This window comes from Desulfosarcina sp. (assembly GCF_033791525.1).
Lineage (GTDB): Bacteria > Desulfobacterota > Desulfobacteria > Desulfobacterales > Desulfosarcinaceae > Desulfosarcina.
In genome coordinates this window covers 1-3,403 of record NZ_JASJGN010000277.1, presented here as the reverse complement: position 1 = coordinate 3,403, position 3,403 = coordinate 1, and the positions used below count along the sequence as shown (strand labels likewise).

The window sequence follows — 3,403 nt, the reverse complement described above, 5'->3', positions numbered from 1 at the left end:
AGCTGAAGATCGGATCGGGCATGCACCGCATCTACAATGCCCAGATGGACATCACCACCGAGGACTGGGTGGATACCTGCGAGTGGATGGCCGAGGAGTATGAAGAGGATTGGCCGGGGCTGGAGATCCCTGTGGACAAGGAGAACGCGGATATCATTTATACGGTCAACGCCCGGGAGCCCAAGCACTATCCGGAGGACCTGGCCGAAGCGGCGATTCTCTTTCACATTGCCGGTGAGAACTGGACCGTACCCAGCCAGGGGTGGGAGGAGACGAGCCTGGCCATGTTTGCCGGGGACTGGGGGGCCTGCAAGATCCAGGTAGAAAGCGTCTATGCCGCCATGGATCGCCTGAAGCCCAAGCGCATGGTGGTCACCGAATGTGGCCACGCTTACCGGGCGACCGTTATAGAAGGGCCATACTGGGCAGGACTCAAGTCGGGCAAGACCCCGGTTGAGAGCGTCCACTATGTGGAGTGGGTGGCCGAGGCCCTGCGCACCGGCAAACTGAAGATCGACCCGGCCAAAAAAATCAAGGAACCGGTGACCTACCAGGATTCGTGCAACTATGTGAGAAACGCCGGTCTCAGCGACTGCGCCAGAGAGATCATGAGCTACATTGCCGAAGATTTCCGGGAGATGCGGCCCTGCAAGGAGCACAACTTCTGCTGCGGTGGCGGCGGCGGGCTCAACGGCATCGGCCGCTATCGCAAGGCGCGCAACATAGGTTTGAAAGTCAAGCGGGATCAGATTCTGGCCACCGGTGCCAAGCTGGTGGTGGCGCCCTGTCACAACTGTTGGGATGCCATCCGCGACTTGGAGGAGGTCTACAAGGTCGGCATCCGCTGGTCCTTTCTCAAGCCGCTGCTTTTGGGCATGGTGGAGGTCCCGGAGCATTTTAAGCCCCAGGAGGAATAACCAGACAAAATGACTATAGCCCAAAACACCAAATGACAAATAAGTCACAATGACCAATATTCCAAACCTAATTTTCTTGAAGCAGGAAAATTCTGATTCGCTAACACTCTAAGTTTTTTCGTTAAACCATTGCAAATACAATGGCAACTATCGATAATGGCTGACAATTGTTGGTCTGTATCTTGTTTGAGCTTTGGATATTGTAACTTGGGGTTTATTTGAAATTTGATTTTTGTAATTTGTTATTTCCAGTTTATCCGGGTTAGGCAAAAATAAGGCGCATGGAAAATGTCCGCCTCAACATTGACGGCACCATTGAAACGATTCCCAGGGGGGATCAGGCCGCCGTGCTGTCCTGCCTGGCGCGACAGGTGGAACTGGCGCCGGATTACACCCTGCGCAGCTTTTTCAGAATGCTGGCGGACTATGATGCCCTGGTTCACCTCAACGCCTTTTTCCCCGACTTGCTGGATCAGTTTCGCCGGGGGCCGAACGATGGCTGCCGGGTCGACGGCATTGACTGGCTGGTTCTGGAAAAGACCGTAGAAATGGTCGGATTTCCCGGCGAACCACGCCTTGATATCTACCGACGCTTCACCGGCTGGTGCGGCGAAAAATCGGTCCCAATCAAAGATTTTCAGGTGGATATGCTGCTTGACACCGAGGTGCGCCTGGGAAAACTGAGGCATGTCATCTTCGGAGACCAGGTTGATGTCTTCGAGTTCGATACCGTGTTCACCCTATTTGAATTGGTCGAGGGAATCGGCTGGGAACTCGGATTTCACGGGACACCCAGGGAATGCCAGATAAGGAGATAACCCATGTTTAAAAAAATCCTGTTTGCAACCACGGCGTCACCCGCCTGCGACAACGCCGCCAAAGTGGCCTTCGACCTGGAGATGAAATGGGATGCCGAGCTCTGCGTTTTTCACGTCCTCGGTGTCCCCTCGCGTGGATTCAGCTCCTTTGTCACCGACGTCCGGACGGGAGAAAACGAACAGATCGACCCCGACTATGTAGACTGGGTGACGGAGGAAATGAAGAACACCTACGCCGATCTTCTCAAGGACAGTGAGAATTCCACATTGGAGGCGGTCATCGGAGTTCCTCACCGAGAAATCCTGAGAAAAGCCCGTGCCGAAAACGTTGATCTGATCATCATGGGCGCCCACACCCGGGACGAAGACATCGGGGCCGCCCGTTATCGCAGCGTCGTGGGCAGTACCATGCAGAAGGTGGCCAAGAGTGCACGCTGCCCGGTGGTCATCATCAGCCGCCCCTGCACCACCTGCTGGAAGCTTTTTTCCAATATCGTCGTGGGAACCGATTTTTCCAAACCAGCCACCAGTTCCTTCCTCTGGGCCGCGCGGCTGGCCAAGGAAGTCAACGCGCGACTGCACATTTTTCATGCCGTGGATATCCACGCATCCGAACCGGGAAAAGTAAAAGGGCAGGCGGAAATCGAAGCGCACATCGAAGCGGCACGCAAAAAAATAGATACCAAATACCTCTCGCAGCTCAAAGGGTTCGATAATTACGAAATCGGCATCCGGGAGGGGACGCCTTACGTGGAAATTCTCAAATTCGCCCGTGAAAAACAGGCCGACCTGATCGTCATGGCCCACCATACCCGGGAGATCGATCCGGAACTGGCCCTGTTGGGCTCCACCGTGGAGCAGGTGGTTCTGAGATCTTCCTGCCCGGTAGCCAGTGTCAATCATCCGGACAAAACTTAGGATGCACCAGCCTGAGAATAACCGCCGATCCGATGCCCTTTCAACGCGATAAGTCCATGACGCCACCCGAACCGAATTCGTCCAGAGGAACCATTCTCATCGTCGACGATGCCATGGACATGCGCGTGTTTATTTCCGCCTTGTTCAGGACCAGCGGCTACAGTACGGAAACCTGTCGGGACGGGTCGACCGGTCTGGCAAAAGCCCTGGAAATCACTCCCGACCTGATCATCCTGGACGTGATGATGCCGGGTACCGGCGGGGCGTTGATGTACAAAAGCCTGAAAACCGACCGCCGGCTGCAGCAGATCCCCATCATTATGCTGTCGGGCGTGGGGCAGCGCTCCTTCCAACACTATCTTAAGATGCTCAACCTCAACATGGTGCGGCCGCTTCCCGATCCGGACGCGTACCTGGAAAAACCGCCTGAGGCCCAGCAACTGCTGAACACGGCGATTGGGCTCATGGCTTCACGAAAAGGGTAGAAATGGAAGAGAAAATCCTGCTGGTCGATGATGAGGAGGGTATCCGCAAGGTCCTGGGTATCTCCCTCATGGACATTGGCTACCAGGTGTTCAGCGCGCAAAACGGCAAGGAGGCCCTGGCGGTTTTCCGGCAGCACGCCCCCCCCATTGTTCTCACCGACATCAAGATGCCCGTTATGGACGGCATCGACCTGCTGCAGCAGATCAAGGCGGAAAACCCGGACACGGAAGTGATCATGCTCACCGGCCACGGGGACATGGATCT

General features: G+C 55.5%; 5 protein-coding genes. All 5 read left to right on the top strand.

Going from position 1 to position 3,403, the window contains the following annotated elements; all coding sequences use genetic code 11:
- Positions 1-917: (Fe-S)-binding protein (locus tag QNK41_RS13860; protein WP_319257919.1), on the top strand; the 917-nt coding region annotated here is incomplete at its 5' end.
- A 281-nt stretch (positions 918-1,198) separates the two neighbouring features.
- Positions 1,199-1,735, top strand: a complete 537-nt coding sequence (locus QNK41_RS13855) for a hypothetical protein (protein ID WP_319257917.1) — start codon at positions 1,199-1,201, stop codon at positions 1,733-1,735.
- A 3-nt stretch (positions 1,736-1,738) separates the two neighbouring features.
- Positions 1,739-2,653 (top strand): universal stress protein, encoded by a 915-nt coding sequence (locus QNK41_RS13850; RefSeq protein WP_319257915.1) that lies wholly within the window; start codon positions 1,739-1,741, stop codon positions 2,651-2,653.
- Positions 2,654-2,709: 56 nt separating this feature from the next.
- On the top strand, positions 2,710-3,138 hold the full coding sequence (locus tag QNK41_RS13845) for a response regulator (protein WP_319257913.1): 429 nt from the start codon (positions 2,710-2,712) through the stop codon (positions 3,136-3,138).
- A 2-nt stretch (positions 3,139-3,140) separates the two neighbouring features.
- Positions 3,141-3,403, top strand: a 263-nt coding sequence (locus tag QNK41_RS13840; RefSeq protein WP_319257912.1) for a response regulator, incomplete at its 3' end; no start/stop codon positions are given.

Excerpts from the sequence above, each read along its gene's own strand:
- QNK41_RS13855 (WP_319257917.1), top strand. The coding sequence starts at position 1,199 with ATGGAAAATGTCCGCCTCAACATTGACGGCACCATTGAAACGATTCCC.
- QNK41_RS13850 (WP_319257915.1), top strand. The coding sequence starts at position 1,739 with ATGTTTAAAAAAATCCTGTTTGCAACCACGGCGTCACCCGCCTGCGAC.
- QNK41_RS13845 (WP_319257913.1), top strand. The coding sequence starts at position 2,710 with ATGACGCCACCCGAACCGAATTCGTCCAGAGGAACCATTCTCATCGTC.